Annotated in this window: 26 protein-coding genes and 1 pseudogene; 10 read left to right on the top strand and 17 right to left on the bottom strand. The window is 61.5% G+C overall.

Features of this window, described 5'->3' with window-relative positions; all coding sequences use genetic code 11:
• Positions 1 to 161 precede the first annotated feature (161 nt).
• Both M5C56_RS02740 and M5C56_RS02745 read right to left on the bottom strand, forming a co-directional pair.
• Positions 162 to 494, bottom strand: a complete 333-nt coding sequence (locus M5C56_RS02740; protein WP_103495918.1) for a YnfA family protein — start codon at positions 492 to 494, stop codon at positions 162 to 164.
• Positions 495 to 559: 65 nt separating this feature from the next.
• Positions 560 to 1,375: an SDR family oxidoreductase gene (locus tag M5C56_RS02745; protein WP_103495919.1), complete on the bottom strand. Its 816-nt coding sequence runs from the start codon at positions 1,373 to 1,375 to the stop codon at positions 560 to 562.
• A 309-nt stretch (positions 1,376 to 1,684) separates the two neighbouring features.
• Here M5C56_RS02745 and M5C56_RS02750 point away from each other — a divergent pair, with 309 nt between their 5' ends.
• On the top strand, positions 1,685 to 1,837 hold the full coding sequence (locus tag M5C56_RS02750) for a DUF3309 family protein (RefSeq protein ID WP_103495920.1): 153 nt from the start codon (positions 1,685 to 1,687) through the stop codon (positions 1,835 to 1,837).
• Positions 1,838 to 1,903: 66 nt separating this feature from the next.
• On the opposite strand, the gene speE is transcribed toward M5C56_RS02750, so the two are convergent.
• The 4 genes from speE to M5C56_RS02770 form a co-directional block, all read right to left on the bottom strand.
• On the bottom strand, positions 1,904 to 2,779 hold the full coding sequence (gene speE, locus M5C56_RS02755; protein WP_103495921.1) for a polyamine aminopropyltransferase: 876 nt from the start codon (positions 2,777 to 2,779) through the stop codon (positions 1,904 to 1,906).
• A gap of 177 nt (positions 2,780 to 2,956) precedes the next feature.
• Positions 2,957 to 3,160 carry a hypothetical protein gene (locus M5C56_RS02760; protein ID WP_247263009.1) on the bottom strand — a complete coding sequence of 68 codons (204 nt, stop codon included), beginning with the start codon at positions 3,158 to 3,160 and terminating at the stop codon, positions 2,957 to 2,959.
• Between the two features lie 228 nt (positions 3,161 to 3,388).
• Positions 3,389 to 3,577: a PLDc N-terminal domain-containing protein gene (locus M5C56_RS02765; RefSeq protein WP_103495922.1), complete on the bottom strand. Its 189-nt coding sequence runs from the start codon at positions 3,575 to 3,577 to the stop codon at positions 3,389 to 3,391.
• An 89-nt stretch (positions 3,578 to 3,666) separates the two neighbouring features.
• Entirely contained in the window at positions 3,667 to 4,197 is a 531-nt protein-coding gene (locus M5C56_RS02770; protein WP_103495923.1) for a hypothetical protein, read from the bottom strand.
• Positions 4,198 to 4,459: 262 nt separating this feature from the next.
• Between M5C56_RS02770 and M5C56_RS02775 the strand changes: the two genes are divergently transcribed.
• The 6 genes from M5C56_RS02775 to M5C56_RS02800 all read left to right on the top strand — a co-directional run bounded on the left by M5C56_RS02775 (position 4,460) and on the right by M5C56_RS02800 (position 9,648).
• Positions 4,460 to 5,236, top strand: a complete 777-nt coding sequence (locus M5C56_RS02775; protein WP_100939057.1) for an ABC transporter substrate-binding protein — start codon at positions 4,460 to 4,462, stop codon at positions 5,234 to 5,236.
• A 92-nt stretch (positions 5,237 to 5,328) separates the two neighbouring features.
• The gene (locus M5C56_RS02780) at positions 5,329 to 6,018 is read left to right on the top strand and encodes an ABC transporter permease (RefSeq protein WP_103495924.1); all 690 of its coding nucleotides are present in this window, start codon (positions 5,329 to 5,331) and stop codon (positions 6,016 to 6,018) included.
• Positions 6,019 to 6,032: 14 nt separating this feature from the next.
• Entirely contained in the window at positions 6,033 to 6,731 is a 699-nt protein-coding gene (locus tag M5C56_RS02785; RefSeq protein WP_103495925.1) for an ABC transporter permease, read from the top strand.
• A 9-nt stretch (positions 6,732 to 6,740) separates the two neighbouring features.
• Positions 6,741 to 7,853, top strand: coding sequence for a succinylglutamate desuccinylase/aspartoacylase family protein (locus M5C56_RS02790; RefSeq protein ID WP_103495926.1), 1,113 nt, complete (start codon positions 6,741 to 6,743; stop codon positions 7,851 to 7,853).
• Positions 7,854 to 7,872: 19 nt separating this feature from the next.
• A complete protein-coding gene (locus M5C56_RS02795; RefSeq protein WP_103495927.1) occupies positions 7,873 to 8,637 on the top strand; it encodes an ABC transporter ATP-binding protein in 765 nt (254 codons plus the stop codon).
• Between the two features lie 102 nt (positions 8,638 to 8,739).
• A complete protein-coding gene (locus M5C56_RS02800; RefSeq protein ID WP_100939052.1) occupies positions 8,740 to 9,648 on the top strand; it encodes a MurR/RpiR family transcriptional regulator in 909 nt (302 codons plus the stop codon).
• Positions 9,649 to 9,681: 33 nt separating this feature from the next.
• Here M5C56_RS02800 and M5C56_RS02805 read toward each other — a convergent pair whose 3' ends face one another.
• Positions 9,682 to 10,200: an ankyrin repeat domain-containing protein gene (locus M5C56_RS02805; RefSeq protein WP_103495928.1), complete on the bottom strand. Its 519-nt coding sequence runs from the start codon at positions 10,198 to 10,200 to the stop codon at positions 9,682 to 9,684.
• Between the two features lie 327 nt (positions 10,201 to 10,527).
• Between M5C56_RS02805 and M5C56_RS02810 the strand changes: the two genes are divergently transcribed.
• Positions 10,528 to 10,800, top strand: a complete 273-nt coding sequence (locus M5C56_RS02810) for a DUF3509 domain-containing protein (protein ID WP_103495929.1) — start codon at positions 10,528 to 10,530, stop codon at positions 10,798 to 10,800.
• An 86-nt stretch (positions 10,801 to 10,886) separates the two neighbouring features.
• Here M5C56_RS02810 and M5C56_RS02815 read toward each other — a convergent pair.
• From M5C56_RS02815 to aroC, 6 genes and pseudogenes are all read right to left on the bottom strand, one after another.
• Positions 10,887 to 11,081: pseudogene (locus tag M5C56_RS02815) on the bottom strand (helix-turn-helix transcriptional regulator); the annotation flags it as partial.
• A gap of 405 nt (positions 11,082 to 11,486) precedes the next feature.
• Positions 11,487 to 12,170 carry an acireductone synthase gene (mtnC, locus tag M5C56_RS02820; RefSeq protein WP_103495930.1) on the bottom strand — a complete coding sequence of 228 codons (684 nt, stop codon included), beginning with the start codon at positions 12,168 to 12,170 and terminating at the stop codon, positions 11,487 to 11,489.
• Positions 12,171 to 12,199: 29 nt separating this feature from the next.
• Positions 12,200 to 12,745, bottom strand: a complete 546-nt coding sequence (locus M5C56_RS02825; RefSeq protein ID WP_103495931.1) for an acireductone dioxygenase — start codon at positions 12,743 to 12,745, stop codon at positions 12,200 to 12,202.
• Between the two features lie 101 nt (positions 12,746 to 12,846).
• Positions 12,847 to 13,467: a methylthioribulose 1-phosphate dehydratase gene (locus M5C56_RS02830; RefSeq protein WP_103495932.1), complete on the bottom strand. Its 621-nt coding sequence runs from the start codon at positions 13,465 to 13,467 to the stop codon at positions 12,847 to 12,849.
• Positions 13,464 to 14,624, bottom strand: a complete 1,161-nt coding sequence (locus M5C56_RS02835) for an MFS transporter (protein ID WP_103495933.1) — start codon at positions 14,622 to 14,624, stop codon at positions 13,464 to 13,466. The genes M5C56_RS02830 and M5C56_RS02835 overlap by 4 nt, the downstream gene beginning before the upstream one ends.
• On the bottom strand, positions 14,624 to 15,715 hold the full coding sequence (aroC, locus tag M5C56_RS02840; RefSeq protein ID WP_103495934.1) for a chorismate synthase: 1,092 nt from the start codon (positions 15,713 to 15,715) through the stop codon (positions 14,624 to 14,626). Before aroC ends, M5C56_RS02835 begins: the two co-directional genes overlap by 1 nt.
• A gap of 79 nt (positions 15,716 to 15,794) precedes the next feature.
• On the opposite strand from aroC, the gene M5C56_RS02845 reads away from it, so the two are divergent.
• Together M5C56_RS02845 and M5C56_RS02850 are read left to right on the top strand one after the other, a co-directional pair.
• Positions 15,795 to 16,796 carry an alpha/beta fold hydrolase gene (locus tag M5C56_RS02845; RefSeq protein WP_103495994.1) on the top strand — a complete coding sequence of 334 codons (1,002 nt, stop codon included), beginning with the start codon at positions 15,795 to 15,797 and terminating at the stop codon, positions 16,794 to 16,796.
• Between the two features lie 252 nt (positions 16,797 to 17,048).
• Positions 17,049 to 17,843 carry a hypothetical protein gene (locus M5C56_RS02850; RefSeq protein ID WP_103495935.1) on the top strand — a complete coding sequence of 265 codons (795 nt, stop codon included), beginning with the start codon at positions 17,049 to 17,051 and terminating at the stop codon, positions 17,841 to 17,843.
• Between the two features lie 51 nt (positions 17,844 to 17,894).
• On the opposite strand, the gene M5C56_RS02855 is transcribed toward M5C56_RS02850, so the two are convergent.
• The 4 genes from M5C56_RS02855 to M5C56_RS02870 form a co-directional block, all read right to left on the bottom strand.
• On the bottom strand, positions 17,895 to 18,287 hold the full coding sequence (locus M5C56_RS02855) for a DUF2802 domain-containing protein (RefSeq protein ID WP_100939041.1): 393 nt from the start codon (positions 18,285 to 18,287) through the stop codon (positions 17,895 to 17,897).
• On the bottom strand, positions 18,288 to 18,770 hold the full coding sequence (locus M5C56_RS02860) for a chemotaxis protein CheW (protein ID WP_040069887.1): 483 nt from the start codon (positions 18,768 to 18,770) through the stop codon (positions 18,288 to 18,290).
• A gap of 73 nt (positions 18,771 to 18,843) precedes the next feature.
• Entirely contained in the window at positions 18,844 to 19,743 is a 900-nt protein-coding gene (locus M5C56_RS02865) for a CheW domain-containing protein (RefSeq protein WP_103495995.1), read from the bottom strand.
• An 84-nt stretch (positions 19,744 to 19,827) separates the two neighbouring features.
• A complete protein-coding gene (locus tag M5C56_RS02870; RefSeq protein ID WP_103495936.1) occupies positions 19,828 to 20,616 on the bottom strand; it encodes a ParA family protein in 789 nt (262 codons plus the stop codon).
• Positions 20,617 to 20,642 lie beyond the last annotated feature (26 nt).

The following is a 20,642-nucleotide window of genomic DNA, read 5'->3' on the forward strand; positions in this document are numbered from 1 at the left end:
AATCCTCAAGGGTTTATGAGCGCCCAAGACTGCCCGGCCCGATGAGCGCCTTCAATGCAGGCACGGCAAATCAGCCGGCCCTGACCGACAGGGTCGACTCGCCCTACAGAATCAGATTACTTACCGGGCAGAGTCGGAGAATTTACCGAGGAGAGTTGGATTCAGGACGGTGAAAAGCGCGGTCCCAACAGAATGATGCTTGCACCGAGGACACAGAGCGCGGCGCCCAACCAGTCGGAACCGAGGGGCCGGATACGCTCGATCAGGCCCAACCAGGCAATCGAAGCAATGATGTAGATACCGCCGTAGGCCGCGTAGGCCCGACCGGCGTAGGTTGCCTCGACCTTGGTCAGCAGCAGCGCAAACAGCGTCAGGCTCAACAGCGCCGGGGCGACCCACCAGGCGCTCTTGCCCAAGCGCAGCCACATCCAGAAGGCATAACATCCGGCGATTTCAAACAGTGCCGCGAGAAAGAACCACAGGTAGTTGATCACAATAAACGCTCGTCAGGATTGCCCATTGCTGGCAACCCTAACCAGCCATCGATTCACCGGCAAGCTCAATGCGGAACTTGTTTGGCCTTGGCCCGCATCTTGTCGGCCATCACGGTCATTTCGTCATAGAGCAACTGCGGATTCTTCTGTTTGAGGGCCCAAGCCATGCGCCCTTGCTCGTGGGGCAGAATCATGAATTCGCCCAGGCCGACCCGGGTATAGATGTAGTCGGCGATGTCGCTCGCGCTGATGGGCGAGCTTTCCAGCAGCTTGCCGACCTGGGCCTTCATCGCCGGCGTAGGCCCGCGGAAAGAGTCCAGCAGATTGGTCTGGAAAAACGACGGGCAGACCACGTGCACGCCGACTTCCTGCTGCGCCAGTTCGATCAACAGGCTTTCCGACAACGCCACTACGCCAGCCTTGGCCACGTTGTAGTTGCTCATGGCCGGCCCCTGCATCAGCGCCGCCATGGAGGCGATATTGATGATCTTGCCCTTGCTCTGTTCCAGCAGCGGCAGGAACGCCTTGCAGCCCTTGACCACCCCCATCAGGTTGATCGCGATCTGCCAATCCCAGTCTTCGAGAGACAACTCGCTGAAGAACCCGCCCGAGGCAACACCGGCATTGTTGACGATCACATCGATGCCGCCGAATTTGACCTCACACGCCTGGGCGAATGCCGTCAACTGGCTGTAGTCGCGCACGTCGCAACGCTGGGTGAAACCATCGCCGCCAGCTTCGCGCACCAGCCTGAGGGTTTCCAGCAGGCCCGGCTCGCTGACATCCGACAGCGCCAGACGCCAGCCTTCGCGGGCCCAGCGCAGTGCGATTTCGCGGCCAAGACCGGAGCCGGCGCCAGTGATCATGATGCGATTGTGCATAGCAGATGCCTTGTGGGTTCTGAGGACGATGAGCGGCAGTGTAGCGAAGGACGCTCGAAGGCCCATGCACCATCAGATTGCTGAATGCTCCAGGCAAAGTGACGACTGAGGGGGAAGGCGCAGCTTTATTGTTCGACACCGCCAAGGTGGGAACGGTCGATCAATAAAACAATAAGACGAGGGGGCGAGAAAGGTCGGAAAAAAACTGAATTTTCTTCTCGGCGCTCAAGTCGGACTTATCAAGCAGCCTGTTATTCAACAGCTGAACGTGCGCGATAGCGTCTCGAAAAACAGAACAAGGAAAGCACCATGAGTCTTATTCTGATCGTCATCCTGATCCTGCTGCTGGTCGGTGGCCTGCCCGTTTTCCCACACTCCAGAAGCTGGGGTTATGGTCCATCGGGGGTGATCGGGACAGTCTTGATCGTACTGCTGATCCTGGTACTGCTCGGCAGGATATGAACCTGCTGGCTTGAGTCGGCTCGCGACGGTCCGGTTGACGATCATCGCGAGCCAGCGAGTGCGGTATCAGTCGTTGCTCGGTTTGTTCACGGCCTGCAACACGTATTGCGGCAAGGCAAACGCACCGAGATGGATCTCGGGATTGTAGTAGCGCGTGACAATACCGCTGCCAGCAAAGCGCTGGCGCAGGGTTTCCAGAGACAACTTGCGCGACGCGGTGTGGGTCGCGCCCCAGGCGAAGGTCATGGCACCGCCGATGTAGGTCGGTATCGCGGCCTGGTAGAAGTGCCAGTCCGGGAACAGGCTGCGCAGGCGTCCCGCGGTGGTCTGCACTTCGGCCAACTGCATGAACGGCGTACCGTTCTGGGTCACCAGGATGCCGCCTTCGTTCAGGCAGCGACGGCAGGCCTGGTAGAAATTTTCGGAAAACAGCACTTCACCGGGACCGATGGGGTCGGTGGAGTCGGAAATGATGACGTCGAACTTTTCTTCGGTGGTGGCGACGAAACGCATGCCGTCGTCGATCACCAGGTTCAGCCGCGCATCGTCGAACGCGCCCTTGGAGTGCTCCGGCAGGAACTGCTTGCACATCTCGACCACGGTGGCGTCGATCTCGACCATGGTGATGTGCTCGACGCCGCGATGCTTGGCCACTTCACGCAGCATGCCACCATCACCACCACCAATGATCAGCACGCGCTTGGCACTGCCATGGGCGAGGATAGGCACATGGGTGAGCATTTCGTGGTAGATGAACTCATCGGCCTCGGTGGTCTGGATGACACCGTCCAGGGCCATGACCCGGCCCATGCGGGCGTTTTCGAAGATCACCAGGTGCTGGTGCCCGGTGCGCACTTCGTGCAGCAGCTTGTCCATGCGAAAGCGCTGGCCGTAGCCTTCGTAGAGGGTTTCCTGGTAGTGGGTTTCAGGCGTATTGCTCATGGGAAGTGCTCCGGTGAAGGCGAGTGGCAACGGACGGTTCCCCGCCCATGGCGGGCTATCGAACAAGCAATGGGCACCAGCGGCCATAGCCTCGATAATCCGGGAAAGGCGCGCATTTTACGTTGCGAACTATGACAGGTCGAATCGTCCCGGGACAAAGGCCGCCGACTTCCACGGTCAAGGAACGAGATATTTGATCAGCAGTGCGGTGACTGTCGACACGGTACCGACAAAGCCAATGGCAATCGCGACCGGGTACCAGAACGTTTCACGGGTCATCTTCCCCGCCTCGGCATTGAGCTTGCGTTGCTCGGCGATAAGCTTGGCAATCTCGACATGGGTTTTCTCAAGCTGGGCCTGTTCCATACTCATCTCCTGCATGGGCTAATCCTTTAGCGTAGGGTTTCGGGATAGGTCCTCCCTTGAAGCCAGAGAAGAGACCTGGGGGCAAAGCTTCCAAGCTTTTTACCCTGCTCGAACCCTAGGACCTCATCCGTGTAAATACCATCAGCCCCCTACAACCAAAATCGTAGGCAATTTCCGAGACGCAACCAGAATGTGCCCCCTCTGCCAGGGTGGCACCTTGTTCAAGCGCGCATTTGACCGCCACTAGCGCAGATTGCCACGCGGCCCGGCGATGGCCCAGATGATCAGGCCGAGTACCGGCAGCAGGATGATCAGCAGGATCCAGAGGATCTTCATCCCGGTTTCGGCAGGGCTTTTCAGCACATTGAGGATGGCCCAGATATCCAGCGCCAGGATGATCAGGCCGATCAGGCCGTTGAAAGTGGAACCCATGGTCTTGCTCCTAGATGAGGATCTGCCCCCATAGGATAGCCGGCCGCCGCCAGGGTTCACTTTATTGCTGCGCGTTCAACCGCGGCGACTCAGACGTGCAGCGCGACTCTCAGGGCTTCCAGGGAGGGCGCGGCGGCAATCCCGACCTCTCCACACAGGGCCAGCACTCGCGGCAGGTCATTGCCGTAGACCAGCACCGCCTGCAGTTCGTCGTCGAGCAACTGGCTGAAGTTCACCAGTACGTAGCCGCCCATTTCCGGGTTCATGCTGCTCAATTGGACCTGGATACGGTTCAAGGCGGTCAAGGCCTCGACCTTGGCCAGCTGCTTGGGCTTGATATTGAAAGGCACGTCCTTGCCGAAGGACTCGACGATCCGGGCGAACAGGTCCATGTAGGTGTCGGCCTGGAACAGCACGGTCTCGGGCAGGCTACCGAGCACCACCCACTCGCCCAGGGGAATCGGAAAACTGTCGTCGTAGTTGATGTCCGGATTGGCCGCCAGGAAACCAGCCTGGTCGGCGTAGGCCTGGGCTGCTTCATCGGCGATCTGCAGGATTTCGGCCTCGCTCATGCAGCCGGAGCTGATTTTGCTGATGAGTTCGACGAGGGCGGTTTTCATGGACAGGTCCTGCAGAGGAGAAAATGACGGCCGCGAAGAATACACCAATTCCCCCTGAAACCGGTCCATCCGCGCCTGAATCCCTGTCGACGGGCTGGCGAACGGTATCACCATGGCACCATTTGGCATTTTTATTTTCATAAATTTGATTTATGAAATAAAACATGTCATTTATAGCCGCTACAAGATCAGGCGGAGCTACCCGCCACGCCAATCCGGACGGCACCTCGCCCACACTTCACAAACAACGGGAGTCAACAATATGAACAAGACAGGACTTCTAGGTGCCCTGGCCCTCTGCGCCTTCAGCATCCTGGCCCATGCCGACGAGGACAGTCTGCGTATCGGTATCGAAGCCGCCTACCCGCCCTTCTCCTACAAGACCCCGGAAGGCAACCTCGGGGGGTTCGATTACGACATCGGCAACGCCCTGTGCGATGAAATGAAGGTCAAGTGCCAATGGGTGATCCAGGAGTTCGACGGGATGATCCCCTCGCTCAAGGTGCGCAAGATCGATGCGGTGCTGTCGTCGATGTCGATCACCGACGACCGCCTGAAATCCGTCGACTTCAGCGAAAAGTACTACCACACCCCAGGCAAGTTCGCGATGAAGGCCGGCAGCCTGATCAACGATCCGCTGGTGGATCTCAAGGGCAAGAAAGTCGGCGTGCAGCGCTCCTCCACCTACGACCGCTTCGCCACCGAACAACTGGAGAAAGCCGGCGTCGAGATCGTGCGCTATTCCTCACAGAACGAGGCCTTTCTTGACCTGGCGTCGGGTCGCCTGGACGCCACCCTCGCCGACATCGTCAACACCGACGAGAGCTTTATCAAAACCCCGGCGGGTAAAGGCTTCGCGCTGGTCGGCCCCGATATCAACGACCCGAAATACTTCGGCCGGGGCGCCGGTATCGCCCTGCGCAAGGGTGACACCGCGAACGCCGCGCGCCTGAACGCGGCCATCGATGCGATCCGCGCCAATGGCAAGTACCAGCAGATACAGGCCAAGTACTTCGCGTTCGATATCTACGGCGAGTAAACCTTCCCGTGACCTTGGCGCCGGCTTGCCGCGGGCGCCCTTCTCCCACTTGTCCCGCGCGCCCGACGGCGCTTCGGGCGAGGAGTTTCATCATGCTCCACGGTTACGGATCGAGCATCCTCGAGGGTGCCTGGCTGACCCTCAACCTGGCCCTGAGTGCGATGGCCATGGCCATTGTCCTGGGTCTGATCGGTGCCGCCTTTCGGTTATCCCCGCTCAAATGGCTGGCGATGCTGGGTGAGGGTTACACCACCCTTATCCGCGGCATCCCCGACCTGGTCCTGATTCTGCTGATTTTCTATGGCGGTCAGGATCTGGTGAATCGCCTGGCTCTTGCACTCGGCTACACCCACTACATCGACATCAACCCCTTCATGGCCGGTGTCTGCACCATGGGCTTCATTTTCGGCGCCTATCTCTCGGAAACCTTTCGCGGTGCCTTCATGGCCATTCCCGGCGGCCAGGGCGAGGCCGGGATGGCCTATGGCATGAGTGGCCTGCAGGTGTTCCGGCGGATCCTGCTGCCACAGATGATTCGCTTCGCCATTCCCGGTTTCACCAACAACTGGCTGGTGCTGACCAAGTCCACCGCGCTGATCTCGGTGATCGGCCTGCAGGACATGATGTTCAAGGCCAAGAACGCCGCCGATGCCACCCACGAACCCTTCACCTTCTTCCTCGCCGTGGCGGCGCTTTACCTGATGCTGACCAGCCTGTCGCTGCTGGTGCTGCGTTATCTGGAAAAACACTATTCGGTCGGCATCAAAGCCGTCGAGCTGTAAGTGGAGAGCCACCGATGATTCTCGATTACAACCTGATCTGGCAAAACCTGCCGCTGTATCTCGGGGGGGCCTTGCTGACCCTCAAGCTGCTGCTGATCTCCCTGGCCCTGGGCCTGATGCTGGCCATCCCCCTGGCGCTGCTGCGGGTCTCCCGCTCGCCGCTGCTCAACTTCCCGGCCTGGCTGTACACCTACGTGATCCGCGGCACGCCGATGCTGGTGCAATTGTTCCTCATCTACTACGGCCTGGCGCAGTTCGAAGCAGTCCGCCAGAGCCTGCTCTGGCCCTATCTGTCGAGCGCGACCTTTTGCGCCTGCCTGGCCTTTGCAATCAACACCAGTGCCTACAGCGCAGAGTTGCTCGCCGGCAGCCTGAAGTCGACACCCGGCGGCGAAGTCGAGGCCGCCCGGGCCATGGGCATGTCGCGCATGACCCTGTACCGACGCATTCTCCTGCCCTCGGCCTTGCGCCGCGCGCTGCCGCAGTACAGCAACGAAGTGCTGATGATGCTGCAAACCACCAGCCTGGCGTCGATCGTCACCCTCGTCGATATCACCGGCGCGGCGCGCACCGTCAGCGCGCGCTTCTATTTGCCCTTCGAAGCCTTTATCACCGCTGGCCTGATCTACCTGGCCATGACCTTCGCCCTCGTGCGTCTGTTCAAGTTGGCCGAGCGCCATTGGCTGGCGTATCTGGCGCCACGCAAGCACTAAGGAACCCCCATGCAGCAGATCAACTACGTCCTGCCCTGGAGCGCCACGGGCACCGAGCGCCAGCTGTCACTGTTTCGCTTCGGCAGCGGCTCGCGCAAGGCCTACATCCAGGCCTCCCTGCACGCCGACGAACTGCCCGGCATGCGCGTCGCCGTCGAGCTCAAGCGCCGCCTGCGTGAACTGGAAGACCAGGGGCGCTTGATCGGTGTGATCGAACTGGTACCCATGGCGAACCCCATCGGCATCGGGCAGATGTTCCAGGCCACCCATCAGGGTCGCTTCGAGTTCTCCAGCGGCAGCAACTTCAATCGCGACTTCCCGCAACTGACCGACGCCGTGGCCCGGCAGTTGGAAGGCCAACTGGGCGCGGACGCCGTGGCCAACGTCGGACTGATTCGTCGCGCCATGCTCACGGTCATCGAGCACCTGCCCCCGGCCACCTCGGAACTTGACGGTTTGCGTCGCCAGTTGTTGCGCCATGCCTGTGATGCCGATGTGGTGCTCGACCTGCACTGCGACTTCGAGTCGATCATGCTGCTCTACGCCCTGCCGCAAAACTGGTCGCGCCTATGTTCCCTGGCCGCGCGCCTCGGCGCCGGAGCCGCCCTGCTGGCCGAGGATGCCGGCGGCAATGCCTTTGACGAAGCCTGTGCCAGCCCTTGGGTGCAACTGGCCAAACGCTTCCCACTGGCCAATATCCCCCTCGCCTGCATAGCCACGACCGTTGAGTTGCGAGGTATGGCCGACACCGATCGCGAGCCCTGCATCGCCAGCGCCGAGCAGATCCTCGGCTACCTGGCCGAACAGGGCCTGATCAGCGGTCAATGGCCGGCCGCGCCCGCCCTCTGCTGTGAAGCCACTCCGTTCGCTGGAGCGCAATATGCCTACGCGCCACACCCCGGCGTGGTCAGTTTCCTGCAGCCGCTGGGTGCGCGAGTCAAGGTCGGCGACCCGCTGTTCGAAGTCATCGACCCCGTGACCGACCAGCACAGCGTGGTGACCGCCAGCACCGACGGCATTCTCTATGCCCGCGAACGTCTGCGTTTCGCCCAACCCGGCTTGTGGCTGGCGAAAGTCGCCGGTCGTACCCCTATTCGCCAAGGTCGCTTGCTCAGCGACTGACTTCAGCAGAGTGAACAGCATGAACAAACTTGAAATTCAGGACCTGCACAAAAGCTACGGTGCTCACGAAGTGCTCAAGGGCGTGTCGCTGGAGGCAAAAGCCGGTGATGTGATCAGCCTCATCGGTTCCAGCGGCTCCGGTAAAAGCACTTTCCTGCGCTGCATCAATTTGCTTGAACAACCCAATGCCGGTCAGATACGGCTCAATGGTGAACAGCTCAAGCTGGTGGCCAACGCCTCGGGCGGGCTCAAGGCCGCCGAGCCGAAGCAACTGCAACGCATGCGTTCGCGACTGGCCATGGTGTTTCAGCACTTCAACCTGTGGTCGCACATGAGCGCCGTTGAAAATGTCATGGAGGCCCCTGTGCAGGTCCTCGGTGTGTCCAGGAAAGAGGCCCGGGAAAAGGCCGAACACTACTTGAACAAGGTCGGCGTGGGACACCGCCTGAACGCCTATCCGGCGCACATGTCCGGCGGCGAGCAGCAGCGTGTGGCGATAGCCCGGGCCCTGGCCATGGAACCGGAAGTGATGCTCTTCGACGAACCCACTTCGGCGCTCGACCCGGAGCTGGTCGGTGAAGTGCTCAAAGTCATGCAGGACCTGGCCCTGGAAGGTCGCACCATGGTCGTGGTGACCCATGAAATGGGCTTCGCCAGGGAGGTCTCCAACCAGTTGGTATTCCTCCACAAAGGCCAGGTCGAAGAACGCGGCAACCCGCGCGAAGTGCTGCGGGGGCCCCAGTCCGAACGTCTCCGGCAATTCCTCTGCGGCAGCTTGAAATAGCCGCCGCCTGACGCCCCGACCATTGCCGGCCCCGCACGTCGACGGCCGGCTTCGGATACACTGGCACCCGCCCTTCCACCCCCAGAACCTGTTGAGCCGGATATGCCGACCCCCTCGAAAAACACTACGGTCTATGCCGCACCGGTCATGCGCAAACTGGCGGAAATCGTTGCCGACCTGCAGCCCTCGCTGCGCAAGGTGGCCGACTTCATCCTGCGCCATCCGTTGAAAGCCGCGACCCTGACCATCGAGGAGATGGCGCAGGCCACCGCCACCTCGCCCGCCGCGGTCAACCGCCTGGCCAAGGCGCTGAACCTGGGCGGCTACACCGGCATGAAAGCCGAGCTGGTAGCGACCTTGCAGCAGATGGTGTCGCCGGTGGACAAACTGCGCAACGAACTGGCGCACCGCCCCGGCGGCGCCTTCGGCCTGCATGAACAGATCGAGAGTGCCATTGGTAACCTCGGCACCACCGGCACCAACAACCACCCCGAGACCTTCGAAGCCTTTGTCACCTGCCTGACCCAGGCCCGCAAGATCTACATCCTCGGGTTTGGCAACAGCGTCTACATGGCCGGCCTCGCGGCTTCGACCCTGATGCCCTTCTGCGCCGACGCGACCGCCATCAGCATGGAGGGCGGTAACGAAAACGCCGCTTATCGACTGGCCGCCATTACCGACCAGGACATCCTCCTGGCGATCTCGCTGCCGCGCTATTCCCTGGATACGTTGCAACTCTCGCGGTTTGCCCACGAGCGTGGCGCCACGGTGCTGGCCATCACCGACTCGCCGGCCTCGCCGCTGACCGGCATCGCCCAGCACGTGCTCTTTGCCCCGGCCGACCACGCCGTGTTGACCAGTTCCAACATCGCGGTACTGGCGTTGATCGAAGGCTTGGTAGCCGGGGTGATGGCGCGCAACAAGGAAGCCGTGAAACTGGCAACCGAACTCACGGAAAGCGTGATGTCCTACCTGCACATACCCGGCAGCAGCAAGCCAACGAAAAAGTGAGCATGGCCGCCGCGCGGTATTTGCAGCAGTGCGTCAGCCGAGGATTTTCTGCAACTGCGCCGCCGTGTCCTGGGCGCCCATGGTCTGTGCCGCGGCCAATGCGGTGACGCCGTTGGCGTCCTGGGCCCGGGGATCGGCGCCCTGGCTGAGCAGGTAATCGACAATCGTGGTGCGATTGAACATCGCCGCCATCATCAGCGCCGTGCGACCGTCCTTCGACGTCCCCTCGACCTGGGCCCCGCCTTCGATCAGCAACCTGACCATCTCCAGGTCGCCCTTGAACGCCGCGCCGGCAATCGGGCTCTGGCCGTTATCGTTTTGTATCTGCGGATCAGCCTTGTGCTCCAGCAACACACGCACCGCATCGGCATGCCCGTGGTAACTGGCCAACATCAGCAAAGTGTCGCCCTTGTGGTTACGCAGGTTCGGCGGCAGGCCTTTGCTCAACAGGGCCGCAAGCATCGGTGCATCGCCTTTGCGCGCCACATCGAACACCTGTTCGGCGAACTCGGCGGCTTGGTCTTCGGTCATTTGTCGGGCCTGGTCGGACATGGAGCGCTCCTTGGCGTTGCTTGGACAGGGCTGTAAAGGACTCCAGTTTCCCGAGCCCCCGGCTCGCTGTCATGCCCTATTTTTCAAGCGCGTCCATAGAGACAATCAATAAACGCAACGGAACAGCCCGACACCAGGCCCGCGCCGAGCGCCCAGACATCGGCAAAATGCAGGATGCACGATGGCCTTTCTTGCAAAATGCACGACCGCGCAAAACCAACAAAACCATAACTTATTGTTTTATAAGTGATTTTTTAAAATTCCATGCTGGCACAATCACTGCACCTATGACTCCATGCCCTACATGAGCTAAAGGAGTCCATAGACATGAGCCTGATCCAGGAAAAGTTTGCTTCGGTATTTTCCAACTACAAGGTCACGACCCAAGCGCGTCCGGATGGCGGCATTCTGCTGACCCTGCAGGCCAGCGACGGCAAGCAAGTCCGGCGCTCGGTTTCCTACGCGCAATTACACACCGCGGAACAACTCACCTGGGTGATCAGCGCCATTCGCCGCGACCTCGCCAGCGAGCCCGGTGAACTACCGTCGATCGCACTGTTGCAAAGCCAGAACCGCTTCGCACTGCCGACCTATCAGTAAGCAGAAAACCACAAGCACCCCGTTGAAGCCTGTCGGACTCTCCCGGCAGCCCTTCCACGGGTGCCATGCAACTTGCCTGCACCCTCTCACACCAAGCCACGATTAACCGCCTCTCCCACGGCATGCGCCCGATTGCTCACACCCAGTTTGTGATAGATATTGCGCAGATGAAACTTGACCGTGGCTTCGGAAACATCGCGAATAACGCTGATTTCCCAGACGGTTTTGCCCGCCCGCGCCCAGCGCAACACTTCCAGTTCCTTTTCGCTCAAGGTTTTGCTCTTTGACAACCGGCACCGGCGGGGCTTGTCCAGCGCGGGCAGGACGACAACGTGGGACGGTGCCTTGGAGGATTGAATAAAATCCTGTTTATTCCGCCCTCGCGAATCGGCAATATCGACCACCCTGCAAGAAACTCTGCGCACGACATCGGCACCCAGCATTTCGGGAACGTTCATGATTGTTTCTCCCTCTGGTTTCAATAGATCTCCCTGCCGTGACCAATGCTTCTTAGCCACAGACAAACACCCATCAAAAAACAGAGAGTTACACAGAAAGGGGATTTAACAAGCAACCACAAACACAAACAGGGATGCCCGACATTTCAACAGGCAATTTCCTACAACTTAAAACACACAAGGCCGACTCAAGTTTTAATCAAGACGACCGTCCATGCTCTGTTTAACCTAAAGTGTCGCCAGATCAATCTCGGCAAAACTGCTCACGTTCGGGTGGCCGGGCAGTTCTCCACCGTCGCGCGCCAGGCCGCAGGTCAGCATGCCAGCCTGGCGGGCGGCATCGAGTTCTTCGACGATATCCGAGAGGAACAGGATCTGGCTTGCCGGGCAACCGATGGCTTCGCTGATATGTCGATAAGACTGGACTTCGCGCTTGGGTCCCGAGGTGGTATCAAAATAACCGCTGAACAAGGGCGACAGGTCACCGGCCTCGGAACAGCCGAAGATCAGCTTCTGTGCCTGGATCGAGCCCGAGGAATACACATACAGCGCCAAGCCCTGCCCGTGCCAGTCCTGCAGCGCCCGGACCGCATCCGGGTACACATGCCCCTTGAGCTGACCGGCTTCATAACCCTGCTGCCAGACCATGCCTTGCAAGGCCTTGAGCGGCGTGGCCTTGCGGTCCTCGGCAAGCCAGTCGAGGAGAATCTCGATCACCCGCTCGACATCCGCCGCCGGCTCACCGCTGTCCAGCCGCACCGCCCCCAGTTGCACCGCCACCTCCGGGCGCTCGGCGTGTTGCCGGACAAAATCCGGCAAATGCCCGGCCGCGTAGGGAAACAGCACGTCGAAGACAAAGCTCACCGCACTGGTGGTGCCTTCGATATCCGTGAGGATGGCTTTGATCGGCATGTCGGATCCTTCTGGGTGGAATGGCGGACTCAGTCTTCGAGACGCGGGAAACGGTTGGCGATGTCCTCGCCGGTGAACTGGGCGACCCAGCCTTCGGGGTTGTTGAACAGGCGAATGGCGACGAAATGTGGGTGTTCGCCCATATCGAACCAGTGCGGCGTACCGGCCGGTACCGAAATCAGGTCGTTCTTTTCACAGAGCACGGCGTAGACATACTCGCCGATGTGCAGGGAGAACAGACCGCGACCGGCAACGAAGAAACGCACTTCGTCTTCGGCATGCCGGTGCTCGTCGAGGAACTTGGCGCGCAACTCAGCCTTCTGCGGGTGATCACTGTTCAGGCTGACGACGTCGACGGTGATGTAGCCGCGCTCGGTCATCAGACGGTCGATCTGCACCTGGTAGGCGGCGATCACCTCTTCCTGGCTGGCACCGGGCTGAATCGGCGCGGCAGCTTGCCAACGGTCGAAACGCACCCCTTGCTCGGCCAGGGTCGAAGCGATGTCGTCGACGTGGGTCAGGACCTTGTTCGGGAGGTCCGGGCTTGAAACGTGATAAACGGACAGGCTGCTCATGGGACTCTATTCCTCGACTGGGCTCTGCGTCGACCTGCTCTGGAGGCCGGTCCGACGCGCCGGATAATCAGATAATCAACAGTTCGTGCAAAAACCGATATTCAGGAAGACCGCAGCGAACGGACTTTCAACTCACATTCAAAGAGAAACTCGAACGCTTCGATCTGGCGCAGGGCGTCGCTCATGCGCGCCCCCCAGGTGTAGAGACCGTGCCCGCGAATCAGATAACCGACGCAATCGGGATGCGCCTCGAGCCAAGGCTGCACCTTGGCTGCCAGCCGCGCAATATCCTGGTCATTATCGAAGATCGGCACCCGCACCCGGGACTCATGGGTCGTGACCCCGGAGAAAGCCTTTTGCAGCTCATAGTCTTCGAACTCGATGAACTCGCCGGGCGTCATCCGCGACAACACCGTGGCATTCACCGAATGGGTGTGCAACACCGCGCCGATCTCCCCGCGCCAGGTATAGAGCTGGGTGTGCAACAGGGTTTCGGCCGAGGGCTTCTTGCCCGGCTCCAGGCTGTTGCCCGCCAGGTCGGTGGCGAGCACATCGTCCGGGCCCAACTGCCCCTTGTGCTTGCCAGACACCGTCAGCAGCGCCTGGCTGGCCGACAGGCGGGTCGAATAGTTGCTGCTGGTGGCCGGCGACCAGCCGCGACCATACAGAAAGCGCCCGGCCTCGATGATCTCCAGGCTCAATTGTTCACGGGTCAGGTTCATGGCCGCTCCTCTTCCATGCGTGTGGCAATGATAATGGCCGCGGCCAGGGCCGCGAGGCTGGCGATGCTGAAGGTCCAGGTCGGCCCCAGGCTGTTCCAGCTATAACCGGCGTACAGCGCGCCCAAAGCCCCGCCCGTACCGGCCAGTGCAGCGTACAACGCCTGCCCCTGGCCTTGCTGGCGCGCGCCGAAGCTACGTTGCACGAAATGAATGGCAGAGGCGTGAAAGCTGGCAAAGGTCGCCGCGTGCAGCACCTGGGCGAACAACAGCACCGCCAGGTGATCGGCCAACGCGCCCAGCAGCAACCAGCGCACGGCGGCCAGGAGGAAACTGGCCAGCAGCACCCGACGGACCGAAAAGCGCGCAAGGATCCGGCTCATGGCCAGGAACATCAGCACTTCCGCCACCACCCCCAGTGCCCAGAGCATGCCGATCAGCCCACGCGTGTAGCCGAGGCTTTCCAGGTGCAGGGTCAGGAAGGTGTAGTAAGGACCATGGCTCATCTGCATCAGCGCGACACAGGCATAGAACGCCAGTACCCCGGGGCGGCGCAACTGTCGCAGAAAACCTTCGCCGGGTATTCGCGGCCCCTGGCTCGGCGGCTGGGCATTGGGCACCCAGGCGCTGCTCAGGACGATACCGGTCATGATCACCACAATGGCCACCGGGTAGATATCCAGGCTCAGGGCCTCGAACAGGCGTCCGAGTGCCACCACCGTGAGGATGAAACCGATGGAACCCCACAAGCGGATCTGGCTGTAACGTGCCGCCTGGCCCTGGACCTTCAGATGGGCCAGGGTGATGACTTCGAACTGTGGCAGCACCGCGTGCCAGAAAAACGCATGCAGGGCCATGACCAGCGCCAGCCAGGCGTAGCTCTTGTCGAAGAAGATCAGCGAAAACGCCAGCAAGGTGCAGACCGCGCCGAAGCGCACGATCGCCAGGCGCCGGCCCGTGTAGTCACCCAACCAGCCCCAGATATTCGGCGCCACGCAACGCATCAGCATGGGAATCGCCACCAGCTCGCCAATCCGCGCCGGGGCAAACCCCAGATGGTGGAAGTACAGCGCCAGGAACGGCGCCGTCGCTCCCAGCAAGGCGAAGTAGAACAGGTAGAAACTGGACAACCGCCAGTAAGGGAGCGGCGCCCCCGGCATTACAACTGGCCCAGTACCGGTGTGCCGACCCGCACGTCCGCGTTCTGCCCGCGGTGACGCAGCAGGTGGTCCATCAGTACGATCGCCATCATCGCTTCGGCGATCGGGGTGGCACGGATGCCCACGCAAGGGTCATGACGGCCCTTGGTGATCACGTCCACCGGGTTGCCATGGATATCGATGGAGCGTCCCGGCGTAGTGATGCTCGAGGTCGGTTTGAGGGCCAGGTGCGCGACAATCGGCTGGCCGGAGGAAATCCCGCCAAGGATGCCGCCGGCGTTGTTGCTGAGGAAACCTTCCGGGGTCAGTTCGTCGCGATGTTCGGTGCCGCGCTGGGCCACGCAGGCAAAACCGGCACCGATCTCGACCCCCTTGACCGCGTTGATGCTCATCAGCCCATGGGCCAGTTCCGCATCCAGGCGGTCGAAGATCGGCTCGCCGAGGCCCGGCATCACGCCTTCGGCAACCACGGTGATCTTCGCACCGACCGAATCCTGGTCGCGCCGCAACTGGTCCATATAGGCCTCAAGCTCAGGCACCTTGTCCGGATCGGGACAGAAAAAGGCATTCTGCTCCACTGAGTCCCAGGTCTTGAACGGGATTTCGATAGGGCCCAACTGGCTCATGTAGCCACGGATAACGATGCCCTGGCTGGCCAGGAACTTCTTCGCGATGGCACCGGCCGCCACGCGCATGGCGGTTTCCCGGGCGGAACTGCGGCCGCCGCCGCGATAATCGCGCTCACCGTATTTATGGTGATAGGTGTAGTCGGCGTGGGCCGGGCGGAACAGGTCCTTGATCGCCGAGTAGTCCTTGGACTTCTGGTCGGTGTTGCGGATCAGCAGGCCGATGGCGCAGCCGGTGGTACGGCCTTCGAAAACCCCGGAGAGGATCTCCACTTCGTCGGCTTCCTGGCGCTGGGTGGTGTGGCGGCTGGTGCCCGGCTTGCGGCGGTCGAGGTCGCGCTGCAGGTCGTCCAGGGACAACTCCAGGCCCGGAGGGCAGCCGTCGACAATGGCGACCAACGCCGGGCCATGGCTTTCGCCTGCGGTGGTGACAGTGAACAGCTTGCCGTAAGTATTGCCGGACATGCAGGGCGCTCCGCGAATCGAGTCTAGATCAAGCGTGGCAGTATACGCGGGCTATCCCCGTAGTTCATCCTCGAACCTTATCCTCGATGACGAGTCGAACCGACACTCTGTAGATAATGGCGTGATAATGCTGCGATTGATTCTGATGGCCCTGACCCTGTTCAGCGGTTTTGCCCAAGCCTCCGTGCTGCTACAACAACCGATCACCCTGGACACCGGCAGCGGCGAGCTGTTCGGCTCGTTGCTGCTGCCGCGCTCCGACGCACCGGTACCCGTGGTGTTGATCGTGTCCGGCTCAGGCCCCACCGATCGCGATGGCAACAATCCCGATGGCGGTCGCACCGACAGCCTCAAGCGCCTGGCCGGGGTACTGGCCAGTCACAATATTGCCAGTGTGCGCTTCGACAAGCGTGGCGTGGCCGCCAGCCTGGCGGCCGCACCCGACGAGCGAACCCTGAGTATCGAGGGATATACGGCGGATGTAGTGGCCTGGGGCGAGAAGCTCAAGGCCGACCCGCGTTTCGGGCCACTGATCCTGCTCGGCCACAGCGAGGGCGCATTGATCGCCACCCTGGCGGCGCCCAAGCTGGACGTCGCGGCGCTGATCAGCGTCGCCGGCAGCGGCCGCCCGGTCGACAGCGTGGTCCGCCAGCAACTGGCCAATAACCTGCCGCCGGCATTGATGTTGCGGGCCAACGCTCTGCTCGACAGCCTCAAGGCCGGGCACCTGGACAACGATATTCCCGCGCCGCTGATGCCGATTTTCCGTCCCAGCGTCCAGCCCTACCTGATCAGCCTGTTTCGCCAGGACCCGGCGGCGGCTTTCGCCCGCCTGAAGATGCCCGCACTGATCGTCCAGGGCCGCAACGACATCCAGGTCGGCGTCGGCGATGCCGAGGCGCTCAAGGCCGCCAAGCCGGACGCGCAGCTGGCGCTGATTGACGGCATGAACCATGTGCTGCGTATCGTCCCCGAAGATATCAAGAGCCAGCTGGCCTCCTACAAGGACCCGCAACTGCCTCTGGCCGCCGAACTGGGCAGCCGGATCCTGGCCTTTATCGACGGGCTGCCGCATCACTGAGGCCCGGCTTGAGGGCGTCAAAAGCTTCGCGGGCAAGCCCAGCTCCTACAGTTCAGTGTCGTGTGTAAAATTTGTGTTCGACACTGGACTGTAGGAGCTGGGCTTGCCCGCGAAGAGGCCCTCAAGACCGCTACAGGACCGGTGCCAGGCCCAAGGGCACTTTCTGCTCCAGTCCTGCCAAAAACGGCCGATAAGTCATTGCCGGTACCGATATTGTGACCGGCAAGCTGGATACGGACAGGATCTTGCCGAATGACTGAACCCCAAGCCTCAACCGAAAACACCGCCGAAGCCGCCGAGGCCCCGCCCGTGGAGCTGCCGTGGGCGGACGTCCAGGCCGAGCATTTCAAGCTGCTGCGCCTGGCGCCCCTGCCCACCGAGCGCAGCACCGGCGCCCGCCCCCTGCGGTTTGTCCAGTTCGGCTACGCCGAGCGCCATAGCAAGGAACGCAGCCTGCTGCGCCTGGAGATCCAGCTGCCGGGACAACGGGTGCGCAAGGAACAGAACCACCTGGACGTGTGGGTCGACCACAGCACCAAGCGCGTGCATTTCGGACCGGAAAGCGGCTTGCAGGTCGAGCCGATGAATCGCGGTATCGGACGTTTCCTGGCCGCCCAGGCGGCGATCTGGGCCCAGAAGAAGGGCTCACATTACGTGGTCGATGGCGCCACCCTGCAAAACAAGGACGCCCTGAACGAAGACACCCGCCTGCGCCGCGATCACTTCCTGAAAGTCCAGGGTTACGAAGTCGAATACGCGGATGCCCCCCTGCACCTCAAGGGCAGCTACAAGGACGTGCGGGTCGGCGACCTGCGCACGGCGTGGAACACCGAAAAACTGCAATTCGTCGAAATACTCGAAGCGGCGCAGATGCTGCAGACCGCCGAACAGAACCTGCTGGAACAGGAAGTGAAGCTGCGCCAGCAGGAAGAACGCGTGAGCAAATTCAAGCGTGAAGACACCGGCCTGCGCTTCACCATCACCTGCCTGGTGGCCTTTGCGATGTTCCAGGCCGGCTTGCTGATCTGGATCGCGACCCGTCACTGAACCTTGTGGCGCCCATCCAAGGGCGCCAGGGTCAGGCCAACGACGAAGGCTTCAACCCCGATGCAACTTGCTCATCAGTTCCGCCTCGGCCTGGGTCAGGCCGCAGGACTGCGTCAATTCATCAACGCTGGCCCCCATCCCCACCAGCCGTGCCGCCTGGGCGAAGGACAGGCTCGACGGATCACGCTGCTCCAGTTGGGCAAGCTTTTCCGGTAGCGGCGCGACGACGGCCCGCAGCTCGTGCAGGTCCTCGCCCATGCGCACGGTGCCGTTCTGGAAGTTATCCACGCGCCGCGCCAGCTCCTTGATGCGCTGGTCCCGCAACGCATCGCCCTCGGCCTGCTGCCCGGCAATCAGACGCTGGTTGCGGGCATAGACCACAAACATCCCTACGGTCCCGGCCCACAACAGGGCCAGGAGAATAACGGCGACCTCAAGAATCAATCAGATGCTCTCCAGCTCGGACCATTCTTCTTCGCTCATCATTTTGTCCAGCTCAACCAGAATCAGCAGTTCGTTGTTCTTGTTGCACACGCCCTGGATGAACTTGGCCGATTCGTCGTTACCCACGTTCGGCGCGGTTTCGACTTCCGACTGACGCAGATAGACCACTTCGGCCACGCTGTCGACCATGATGCCGACCACTTGCTTGTCGGCCTCGATGATCACGATACGGGTGTTGTCGTTCACTTCGGTCGGCATCAGGCCAAAACGCTGGCGGGTGTCGATCACGGTGACCACGTTGCCGCGCAGGTTGATGATCCCCAGCACGTAGCTCGGTGCACCCGGTACCGGGGCGATCTCGGTGTAGCGCAGGACTTCCTGGACGCGCATCACGTTGATCCCATAGGACTCGTTATCCAGCTTGAAGGTTACCCATTGCAGGATCGGATCTTCGGAACTCTGTGCGGACGACGACTTATTCATACCCCTGACCCTCAATGACCGTTGATACGGTGTGTGCTCTGGCAAGCCTCGCGGGGGGACCGCTAGGACGCCGTTATTTGTTCGTTGGTTTGCTGGCTGGTTTACCGGCCGGCTTGTTCGTTTGCAGATGTTTCACCGCACCGCTGGCGATCAGTTCAGCCAGTTCGGAGACGTCGAGCAACGCACACATGTGTTCGATGACCGTGCCGGCCAGCCACGGCCGCTGTCCACGATGGGTACGCCATTTGATTTCGTTGGGGTCCAGGCGCAGAGAACGGCTGACCTGATGCACCGCCAGCCCCCATTCGTAGCCCTGGACCGAGATCACATATTGCAGCCCCTGACGGAAATCGTCGCGATAACGGTCCGGCATCACCCAGCGCGCGGTATCCAGCACTTTCAGGTTGCCGGCCTGGCTCGGCAGGATCCCGAGGAACCATTCCGGCTGTCCGAACAATGGCGTCAGCTCGTGCCCCGCCAGCGAATAGATCGACCCCAGGCAGACCAGCGGCACCGCCAGGGTCAGCCCGGCGACGTCGAACAGCAGGCATTCGAAAGGCTCGGCCGCCCAATGGGGACGCTCGTCGCCCTGCATCGGTGGCGGCGGGATATTCGCCGCGGGCGGCAGATGCACCTCGACCACCGGCTCCACCACCACGGGCGCGACCGGCACAACCTGCGGTATCGCCACTGGCGCTTCCAACACCACTGGCACTGGCGCAGGCGCCGTCACCACGGGTGCGGCAACCACGGCTTGCGCGGCCAGGGCATCGCGGGCCTGCTCTTCGAGCACGGCGGCCTGGAACTCGTCCAGCTCGCTGGCCACGCTCGTCTCTACCAGCAGCGGTACCGCGACCGGCACCTCGACGGCGATTTCCACCGGCAACTCTTCGGTCGCCTCCTGCAGCAGTGCATCCAGATAGGATTGCAGCGCCACTTGCGGCCGTGTGGTGATTTCGACAGGACGGATCATGTGCATGCCCATGGAGATGTCCCGTTACAGTAACCTGTAAAGGGTATCGGCTGGACAGGCAGATGACTTGAGGACTGGGACACGTCAGGCCACCTGCGGAATGAGTTGTTGGGTCAGCAAGTGCTTGAGCAAGGCCCGATAGGCCAGCACGCCCCGGCTCTTGCCGTCGAACTGCGACGGTGTGACACCCGCCCGGCTGGCATCGCGCAGGCGCGTGTCGACCGGAATGTAGCCTTCCCAGATGGTCTCCGGGAACTTGTCGCGCAGGACCCGCAGAGTCCCCATGGACGCCTGGGTCCGGCGATCGAACAAGGTCGGTACGATGGTGTAGGGCAAGGCCTGCTTGCGTGAACGGTTGATCATCGCCAGGGTGTTGACCATCCGTTCCAGTCCCTTGACCGCCAGATGTTCGGTCTGTACCGGCACCACCAGTTGCTGGCTCGCCGCCAAGGCGTTGACCATCAATACACCCAGCAGCGGCGGGCTGTCGATCACCGCGTAATCGAAGTCCTGCCACAGCTGCGCCAGACTCTTGGCGATCACCAGGCCCAGGCCGCTCTGGCCCGGCGACAAGCGCTCAAGGGTCGCCAGGGCGGTGCTGGAGGGCAATAGGGAAATCCGCTCGTCGCTGGTGGACAGCAGCAATTGCCCGGGCAAGCCCACAGGAACCGTGCCCCGGTGCTGGAACAGGTCGAAGGTGCTGTGTTCCAGGGTATCGGGGTCATAACCGAAATAGCTGGTCATCGAGCCGTGGGGGTCGAGGTCGACCACGACCACGCGCTTGCCCGCCTCGGCCAGCAATCCGGCTAAAGCGATGGAGGAAGTGGTCTTACCGACGCCACCCTTTTGATTGGCTACTGCCCAGACTCTCATTCAGTGTATTCCTCCCGCCCGGCGTC

It is taken from the genome of Pseudomonas sp. MWU13-2862 (genome assembly GCF_023242495.1).
In the GTDB taxonomy this organism is placed as follows: Bacteria; Pseudomonadota; Gammaproteobacteria; order Pseudomonadales; family Pseudomonadaceae; genus Aquipseudomonas; species Aquipseudomonas gingeri_D.

What these genes read in the sequence shown, in the direction of transcription:
- M5C56_RS02745 (WP_103495919.1), bottom strand. Translation starts at nt 1,375, where the DNA reads ATGCACAATCGCATCATGATCACTGGCGCCGGCTCCGGTCTTGGCCGC.
- M5C56_RS02750 (WP_103495920.1), top strand. Translation starts at nt 1,685, where the DNA reads ATGAGTCTTATTCTGATCGTCATCCTGATCCTGCTGCTGGTCGGTGGC.
- speE (WP_103495921.1), bottom strand. Translation starts at nt 2,779, where the DNA reads ATGAGCAATACGCCTGAAACCCACTACCAGGAAACCCTCTACGAAGGC.
- M5C56_RS02760 (WP_247263009.1), bottom strand. Translation starts at nt 3,160, where the DNA reads ATGCAGGAGATGAGTATGGAACAGGCCCAGCTTGAGAAAACCCATGTC.
- M5C56_RS02765 (WP_103495922.1), bottom strand. Translation starts at nt 3,577, where the DNA reads ATGGGTTCCACTTTCAACGGCCTGATCGGCCTGATCATCCTGGCGCTG.
- M5C56_RS02770 (WP_103495923.1), bottom strand. Translation starts at nt 4,197, where the DNA reads ATGAAAACCGCCCTCGTCGAACTCATCAGCAAAATCAGCTCCGGCTGC.
- M5C56_RS02775 (WP_100939057.1), top strand. Translation starts at nt 4,460, where the DNA reads ATGAACAAGACAGGACTTCTAGGTGCCCTGGCCCTCTGCGCCTTCAGC.
- M5C56_RS02780 (WP_103495924.1), top strand. Translation starts at nt 5,329, where the DNA reads ATGCTCCACGGTTACGGATCGAGCATCCTCGAGGGTGCCTGGCTGACC.
- M5C56_RS02785 (WP_103495925.1), top strand. Translation starts at nt 6,033, where the DNA reads ATGATTCTCGATTACAACCTGATCTGGCAAAACCTGCCGCTGTATCTC.
- M5C56_RS02790 (WP_103495926.1), top strand. Translation starts at nt 6,741, where the DNA reads ATGCAGCAGATCAACTACGTCCTGCCCTGGAGCGCCACGGGCACCGAG.
- M5C56_RS02795 (WP_103495927.1), top strand. Translation starts at nt 7,873, where the DNA reads ATGAACAAACTTGAAATTCAGGACCTGCACAAAAGCTACGGTGCTCAC.
- M5C56_RS02800 (WP_100939052.1), top strand. Translation starts at nt 8,740, where the DNA reads ATGCCGACCCCCTCGAAAAACACTACGGTCTATGCCGCACCGGTCATG.
- M5C56_RS02805 (WP_103495928.1), bottom strand. Translation starts at nt 10,200, where the DNA reads ATGTCCGACCAGGCCCGACAAATGACCGAAGACCAAGCCGCCGAGTTC.
- M5C56_RS02810 (WP_103495929.1), top strand. Translation starts at nt 10,528, where the DNA reads ATGAGCCTGATCCAGGAAAAGTTTGCTTCGGTATTTTCCAACTACAAG.
- mtnC (WP_103495930.1), bottom strand. Translation starts at nt 12,170, where the DNA reads ATGCCGATCAAAGCCATCCTCACGGATATCGAAGGCACCACCAGTGCG.
- M5C56_RS02825 (WP_103495931.1), bottom strand. Translation starts at nt 12,745, where the DNA reads ATGAGCAGCCTGTCCGTTTATCACGTTTCAAGCCCGGACCTCCCGAAC.
- M5C56_RS02830 (WP_103495932.1), bottom strand. Translation starts at nt 13,467, where the DNA reads ATGAACCTGACCCGTGAACAATTGAGCCTGGAGATCATCGAGGCCGGG.
- M5C56_RS02835 (WP_103495933.1), bottom strand. Translation starts at nt 14,624, where the DNA reads ATGCCGGGGGCGCCGCTCCCTTACTGGCGGTTGTCCAGTTTCTACCTG.
- aroC (WP_103495934.1), bottom strand. Translation starts at nt 15,715, where the DNA reads ATGTCCGGCAATACTTACGGCAAGCTGTTCACTGTCACCACCGCAGGC.
- M5C56_RS02850 (WP_103495935.1), top strand. Translation starts at nt 17,049, where the DNA reads ATGACTGAACCCCAAGCCTCAACCGAAAACACCGCCGAAGCCGCCGAG.
- M5C56_RS02860 (WP_040069887.1), bottom strand. Translation starts at nt 18,770, where the DNA reads ATGAATAAGTCGTCGTCCGCACAGAGTTCCGAAGATCCGATCCTGCAA.
- M5C56_RS02865 (WP_103495995.1), bottom strand. Translation starts at nt 19,743, where the DNA reads ATGATCCGTCCTGTCGAAATCACCACACGGCCGCAAGTGGCGCTGCAA.
- M5C56_RS02870 (WP_103495936.1), bottom strand. Translation starts at nt 20,616, where the DNA reads ATGAGAGTCTGGGCAGTAGCCAATCAAAAGGGTGGCGTCGGTAAGACC.